Here is a 7322-nt window from a genome sequence, read left to right on the forward strand (position 1 = left end):
CTTTCTCTACAAAAAAGAAAGTAGAACTATCAAAAATTTTTCTTTTCCTGTTAAACTTCCTACATAAAAACAGAAAAAATGTAAATTTCATAGAAGGTTTATCCCTAATTCCCATTTTAAATTAAGGGGTGGACCAAGACTCCATCTCCCCCTCTATCTCTAAGCTTTCTCTACATTCTAAATACATATCTATTTAAATTTACAAATTAAGGTCTCGGCAGCTTTCATCAAACTTTCACTTAAAGTGGGGTGAGCATGAGGTGTTAATGCAATATCTTCAACTGTCATGCCTGCTTCGATTGCTAAACCCATTTCGGCAATTATTTCTGATGCACCATTCCCCGCAATTTGAGCACCTACTAATATACCATCTTCCTTACGCGCCAATAGCCTCAAGAACCCTTTTTCTTCATTTGAAACCATTGCATGAACGTTTGCTGAAAATGGAAATTTAACTACTTTAACTTCCATATCTTCAGCCTTTGCTTGCTCTTCAGTATAACCAACTGTTGCTAATTCAGGAGTTGTGAAGCAGACTGCTGGAATTGCCAAGTAATCAACAAATGAGAACTCACCGGCGATAGCTTCAGCAGCTACTTTTCCTTCGTAAAACGCTTTATGTGCAAGTTGTGGGCCAGCAACAATATCACCGATAGCAAAAATGTTCGGAAGATTAGTACGGCATTGCTGATCAATTTTTAATAAACCGCGGTTAGAAAACTCAATACCGATTTTTTCAAAACCCATATTTTCAGTATTAGGGCGACGACCAACTGTTATTAATACGTAATCAGCATCAACTTTCTTTTCTTCACCACCAATTTCGTAGGTAACAATTACACCATTTTCGACTTCCTCAACACCTTTAGCGGATGCATCTACTACTATTTTAACACCTTTATTTATAAGATTTTCTTTCAAAATTTGAGTCATTTGTTTATCGAAACCAGTTAAAATATCTTTACCTCCTTCAATAATTGTTACTAAAGAACCAAGGGAAGCGTAAGCGGAGCCCAACTCAGTACCAATGTAACCACCACCGATTACAACCAATTTACTTGGAACTTCAGCTAAATTAAGTGCACCTGTAGAGTTAATCACACGTTTTGTAAATTCAAATGGTGGAATTTCAACTGGGCGCGAGCCAGTAGCTATAATTGCATTTTTAAATGTATATGTTTGAACCGCATTTTTATTTGATACGCATATCGTGTTAGCATCTATGAAATAAGCTTCACCTTTTATCACATCTACTTTATTGCTGTTTAATAACCCCTCAACCCCATCTACTAATTTTTTTACAACGCCGTTTTTAAATTCTTGAACTTTTGCGAAATCAACATTCACAACAGAAGAAAAAATACCCATATCTTCTGAATACTTTGCTTCCTCAAAGCGGTGACCTACAGAAATAAGTGCCTTGGATGGGATGCAACCGACGTTAGCACATACTCCACCAAGATTTTCTCTTTCTATAATTGCCACCTGCTGCCCTAATTGTGCAGCTCTGATTGCAGCAACATATCCTCCAGGTCCAGAGCCAATTACGATTGTTTCAATCTCTCTCATATTACTTTTCACACTCCTCTAAAAATTAGAAAAAATCAGCACGAAATCGTTCATCCTCTACACATCGACTATGTCCTTACACATGCAAGCGAACATATTTTTTAAGTTACTTTTTGATAATAGTGCCGTTATCAACTAAAACTTAAAAATAGACGATCAATTGTTATTTCCTAATTGGTAAATCGCCTCAACTTTCAAGTAATCTCCTTATAACCAATGCGTCTTCATCTGTACTAAAGTTTTTACTATCCATAGCAAATTGGGTTATTTGTATACTTCTCTCATCTGTTTTTCATGATCTCATCATAGACTATCTATTAAGCGAATGGATCCCCAAAAAAGAAACTGAACGGTCTCTTTTTTAAGATAAAAATTACGGCTCACTTGGCCGTAATTTGTTTTTTTAACTCAGCAAGAAGCTGAGAAGATACTGTATCAAGATAGGCTGTATCTTGATATAAGCGTGACAAGGCAAGTGCCCCTTCAAGTGAAGAAATCCAGAAGATAGCAATCTGCTTTGCTTGAGTATTTGATTTTAACTCCCCTTGCTCAATTCCATTTGTAATAATCTTTTCAATCATTCCAAGTAATTGATTCATTGCTATCCGTGCTTGTTCTGCCATGAGAGGATGGTAATCATCCGCTTCTAACGTTACGTTCATAATTGGACAACCTCCGGGAAGAGGATCATTATGAACAAGTGATGTAAAGACTGAAATAACAGTTTTTAACTTATCAAACGTATTGGATGCTTTTTTTATCTCTTCGACATAACGCACTCCCATTTGTGCAGTTGTGTGCTGGAAGGCTTGAATAGCTAAATCATCTTTATTTTTAAAGTGACGATAGATGCCCCCCTTCTCTAGCCCAGTCTCTCGCATAATATCAGAGATCGAAGAACCACTATACCCTTTTACATTAAACAGAGCAGAGGAACGATCAAGAATCATTCTTTTTGTCAATTCACCTTTACGCATAATGTCCCCCTAAAAGAAAACGTTTGGTCTCTTTTAAGTATATGACAAATAGAAAAGAATTAGCAAGAAAAAACAACAGCGAAAATCAAAGAGTAAGGATTTATTGTAAAATGCAAGATGAAAAGATTATTGCTATCATCAAATTATTATTCATTAAGTGAGAAAAACAAAGAATTTTAGCTACTTTTATTTTTGGAGTGCCTATTAAGGAGTTTTTTTCATTGAAAGCAACGGATATATTATCATACATGTCAATCAATATGCTAAATTACATATAAAAAAAGTATAATTTGTTAAAATTTTCAAAATAAGATTTATTATTATAAAATTTCGTTAATATATAACTTGTACTTATATGTTTACACAAAAGAAATAGGGTATGGTCAGTTTCCTTTTGCGAAAATGAATGGATTTGATGTGAAAAATATTGGTTCACAAATAATTGGTGGTAACCCTATTATAAATATTCGTAGCATAAAAATCCCTGCACCTTGTGTGGGGATTTTTTCATAAAGAAAAGACACCCTAAGGTGCCTTTCTTCAACTTGAAACACTTTACTTTTAATAACATCACTTTTAAAACTACAAACATATCTTTAATCTTTATATAATATTTTAATTTATTTGGAATTGCTTTTAATATTCTATCTATGTTGTAGTCGGGAATATTATGGATGGTACGTTTCTTAGTTCCGAACATTTTTTCATTTCAAGATAAAGGGGTCCCTTCTTTATAAAAGAGATACCAAATACTCCCTAAATAAAATCAAAGTCTACTTCTTTAATATCCTTGTATTCCACAACTTCAGCTTCAGTGCAACCGAATAAACCACCTTTCATCATAACCAGGTATAAATTATGTTTCCCAACAACCATAAAACCTGTCTTTGTTAATTTTGGTTCAGCAGCTTCGAAATAGTGAATCTTTTCTTTAACATTCATAAACTTTTTTAAAGCCTCAAACACATACTAATAATATTTACGCTCCATTTTTGGTAGTTACTTAGATATTTCAATTATTTCTTCTAATATAACTGGGTATTTAATACTTGCCAAATCGGTCATTGATTTTGGAGTAGCTATATAATATCCCCTTTAAAATTATAAGATTTATAGAAATCATGACAAATTCAGTTACAACTTTTTTGGTACATTTCGTCGGAGAAAAATCAAAAAAGAGAGCTTAGGCTTCCACTTTCAACGAATACAGACTAGAGAGGACTCAATTAAGTACCGATTTAGAGCATCTCCTATATAATTAAAAGGAGAACAAGTTTTTAATGTTAGTTCGCTTTTTTCTACATTACCACTTAAAAGGAAAAGCCTATATTAGGGTTATGGCAGCTTCTTTACTCATTAGGTCTCCTTACAAAGAGTAATTGTATACAGTACTCTTTTTTGGCACGAATTTTTCCAACAAAATAATTTTTTTATATACCTAAATATCTGACTATATGTTTAAAACAACTAAAAATTCAGGTGGTAGTCGATGAAAACAGTACTTATGCCCCTTAGATATTTATTAATTGCACTTAGAGTTATTTGCTTAGCAATTTTGGTTTATATATGGTATTTTCCTTATTGATTCAAACAGCATTTTTATTAGAAAATCAAATCAACGATTATTAGACAGTTGTACAATCTAATGGTGTTCATTTAGGTATAAACCCTATTCATAAATATAATGAACGCTATTAACGCAAATTCACGTGCTACAATGAAAATGGTAAAATGCAAGATATCACTATTACTGTAACAAAAAGATTACGTCATGATACTTACTTGAAAGTACCAGCCAAAGGAGAAAATAGAAAATAATAGGCGGAAGTGCAACCAAATAAGATTCCTGACTCTACTTAAACAAAATTAGCACTAAATTAAACTGATCATTTTTAGGTTGTAGTTGTCCTATCTTCTATGGTTTAAATATATATAAACTTATAGAATTACCTTCAAATAACTTTTTTAAGTAAAAAGTACTCACATTTAGCTTGGACAAGCATATATTATTGCATAGAGACCCTCCATTTATAAATTTTAATCTAAGAGCATTGTTATCTACTTGAATTAACTTTCTTTAATTTATTATTCGGACTAATTCACCAGGATTTTCAGCGTGAAATTCATGTAACTCTTCATTAACCGATTATGTTATTAATTAGAAACCAGCCTTAGAAACCCTATGTATAGAGCTTCATTTTAAGTTGCACCGTCTTAAGGATTCATACATACAATGAATTACTTTATTTCAATATTGTTTTGGTCATAGAGCGCCTTAAAAAGCGCTCTTTATCTTTAAAATTTATCAAGGGCAAGTATATACTGTTATATCGACGTTTTTTACTCATCTGATTCCAAAACCCTTATCCAGGAGCACAATTATTTGTTTGCTTTTGAATATTTTTTGTAAAATAAAAATTCCATCAATATATTAATTTCTAAATATTAAAATTATTTTATTGCAATTACGTGTCCATCTTTTACTTTCGCTTCAAAGATGATACTTCACTTTTGGTCCTAGTTCCCCTAGGACTTTTTTTATTCCATTAAGGATTAGCACCGTACTATCAAGCTAATAAATGTAAATACATCAAAAACAAAAAATCTCACTCCTTATCAATGTTTATTTATCTCTATTTTCATTATTTACATAGACAATGTATAAATAGGGGTATTTTTTAACGAGCTAGTAACAACAAAAAATCAAAATCATCAATACACATTATTGACCACATTTTAATTGATTCCCTGTACGTTAAAGAATTAGTTTGTATATTTGAGTAGATGTGTGAGACAGATGTAAATTTAGGAGGATCCAATATTTTCTATTCAAACATGATACAATAGAAACATATCCAAAATGGAGGAACAACAAATGAATCCAAACACAAAACAGTTTATTTATGATATCCAGCAAAGAAAGAACAATTATATAGAAAATGCTCTAATAGCAATACAACACCCTAAAAAAGAGCCATCTGAACAGGTCATTCAAAATATAGTAGAGAAGATGGATATGATGATTAGTTTAGTTACTACTTACATGAGGATTGAATTAGGATCAACGGCAGAATTAAAAGAACTTCAGGAAGAAATTATTCATGCTCAAGGATATATTCAAAAACGAAAATTTGAAGAAACACAGAGATAAAACCCTGTGTTTTTATTCAGTCGTCTATGACGCTAATCTGCTATAAATCCAATTAGATGTATTTTGATTATTGTTTTGGCATAATCCATACAATTTGTTGAATGCGTACAATATAACGGTACTGTATCTTCAATGAGCAAATGATCTGGTTTCACACCCTTTAACTTTCCTCTTACAGTTTCAATAACCACATGTTTACCAATTACCGATTGTAATGTCTGATATACGTAGTGATTAAGTACACTTACCATATATTTCTCACTAAAGTCATTTCCCTCCAAATAACACATTCTATAAGACTCCTTTCTAACTTACATTCTTTCTCTTAATAAATGATATAAATCTTATAAATATGCTAGAAGGATAATTCATTATATGAACGAAAATAACATTTTAATAAGGTGCATTTTCTATTCCTAAATTGCAAAAAATTATTTATATAAAGTTACTTTTACTAGTTAATAGGTGATGATATAGGGATACTTTGAATGTATATCCTTTCAAGATATGTATCATTTTAAATACGTCCTTTATTAGAGTACTGCTCATACTTTTTTTGAGATTCTTTCGTAATACGTGCGTTAAGTAAAATTGCCAACAATAAAAACACTCCATATTTTCCTCCTGTAGCTCCTATGATAATCACACTACTACAAACAAGTACAATTAATAGGATAAACGAAACTAAATAAATACGATCATAATTCTTTGACATCTTCTCTACAAACAAGTACAATTAATAGGATAAACGAAACTAAATAAATACGATCATAATTCTTTGACATCTTCTCGTATTTTATGCGTTCTTTCCTTGCATCCATCTAAATTCCTCCTTTAAATTATCCGTTTCACTATAAGATAAATCCCGCTCTTAAAAAGAAAACAATCTATCGTTTCAAATACTTAGTTTGTTTTTGATCAACTAATGTATATAAAATAAAAAGAAACCCTACCAATATTAAGCTTTCCACTATGATAATCCCCACCCTCTCCTTCCTTTGAACCCCATCACATCAGATGGAATATATGTATATCCTGTTATTAGCCGTAGCAAACAAAAAGGATCATCCCTTTTCGTAAAGGATCATCCTTTTCTTCATTCAACAATTTTTAGGTATTCTTGATTAATTAAAATAACAGCCGGTCCATCTACAACAATTCCACCAACTTCAATTTTTTCATAAGGCTCAATTTTAATAGAAGTAATCCCTTTCCGCTTCTTTAACTCGTTACTTAATTCTTGCGTTGGCATGCGTTTCATATCTTCACTCCTTCTTATTGTTTCATTTAANAATCCCTTTCCGCTTCTTTAACTCGTTACTTAATTCTTGCGTTGGCATGCGTTTCATATCTTCACTCCTTCTTATTGTTTCATTTAATCTTATTATGTGAAATAAATTGTAAAAATGGCTTCTTGTTCTAGAACTCCCATCAATTTGTATCGTTGACCATATATTTAGATGTTACCAACTCGCGTATCTCTCTTATGAAAAGAAGATAAACAATTACGATTCAATGTCTCAGTAAATGTAAAAATTCTTAAAGATAGAGATGAGATTGATTGTTTTTTCTTCTAGAAATAATGACTTAGATATATATACCTAAAACAATGAAAGCCCTACCTC

Annotated in this window: 7 protein-coding genes and 3 pseudogenes; 2 read left to right on the forward strand and 8 right to left on the reverse strand. The window is 31.7% G+C overall.

Translation table 11 applies throughout. The features are described from left to right. Positions 1-189: 189 nt before the first annotated feature. On the reverse strand, positions 190-1569 hold the full coding sequence (gene lpdA, locus ASE54_RS14695) for a dihydrolipoyl dehydrogenase (protein ID WP_001206772.1): 1380 nt from the start codon (positions 1567-1569) through the stop codon (positions 190-192). Between the two features lie 380 nt (positions 1570-1949). Beyond that, the gene (locus ASE54_RS14700; RefSeq protein ID WP_001225315.1) at positions 1950-2546 is read right to left on the reverse strand and encodes a TetR/AcrR family transcriptional regulator; all 597 of its coding nucleotides are present in this window, start codon (positions 2544-2546) and stop codon (positions 1950-1952) included. Positions 2547-2894: 348 nt separating this feature from the next. Between ASE54_RS14700 and ASE54_RS36915 the strand changes: the two are divergent. Next, a pseudogene (locus ASE54_RS36915) lies at positions 2895-3008 on the forward strand (DUF4879 domain-containing protein); the annotation flags it as partial. Positions 3009-3302: 294 nt separating this feature from the next. Here ASE54_RS36915 and ASE54_RS14705 read toward each other — a convergent pair. Both ASE54_RS14705 and ASE54_RS36920 read right to left on the reverse strand, forming a co-directional pair. Continuing rightward, positions 3303-3488 (reverse strand): PH domain-containing protein, encoded by a 186-nt coding sequence (locus ASE54_RS14705; protein WP_153587260.1) that lies wholly within the window; start codon positions 3486-3488, stop codon positions 3303-3305. A 255-nt stretch (positions 3489-3743) separates the two neighbouring features. Further along, positions 3744-3848: pseudogene (locus ASE54_RS36920) on the reverse strand (class D sortase); the annotation flags it as partial. Positions 3849-5421: 1573 nt separating this feature from the next. On the opposite strand from ASE54_RS36920, the gene ASE54_RS14710 reads away from it, so the two are divergent. Further along, positions 5422-5697: a hypothetical protein gene (locus ASE54_RS14710; RefSeq protein WP_014895259.1), complete on the forward strand. Its 276-nt coding sequence runs from the start codon at positions 5422-5424 to the stop codon at positions 5695-5697. Positions 5698-5764: 67 nt separating this feature from the next. Here the strand turns inward: ASE54_RS14710 and ASE54_RS14715 are convergent. The 4 genes and pseudogenes from ASE54_RS14715 to ASE54_RS34330 form a co-directional block, all read right to left on the reverse strand. Beyond that, positions 5765-5987, reverse strand: a pseudogene (locus ASE54_RS14715) (DUF2642 domain-containing protein). A 227-nt stretch (positions 5988-6214) separates the two neighbouring features. Beyond that, positions 6215-6412: a hypothetical protein gene (locus tag ASE54_RS14720; RefSeq protein ID WP_003258104.1), complete on the reverse strand. Its 198-nt coding sequence runs from the start codon at positions 6410-6412 to the stop codon at positions 6215-6217. Continuing rightward, positions 6396-6518 (reverse strand): hypothetical protein, encoded by a 123-nt coding sequence (locus ASE54_RS37380; RefSeq protein WP_268750867.1) that lies wholly within the window; start codon positions 6516-6518, stop codon positions 6396-6398. Before ASE54_RS37380 ends, ASE54_RS14720 begins: the two co-directional genes overlap by 17 nt. Positions 6519-6793: 275 nt before the next feature. Beyond that, complete coding sequence (locus ASE54_RS34330) at positions 6794-6958, reverse strand: BC1881 family protein (RefSeq protein WP_000827566.1); 165 nt, start codon at positions 6956-6958, stop codon at positions 6794-6796. Between the last annotated feature and the right edge of the window lie 364 nt (positions 6959-7322).

It is taken from the genome of Bacillus sp. Root131 (genome assembly GCF_001429475.1).
In the GTDB taxonomy this organism is placed as follows: domain Bacteria; phylum Bacillota; class Bacilli; order Bacillales; family Bacillaceae_G; genus Bacillus_A; species Bacillus_A thuringiensis_S.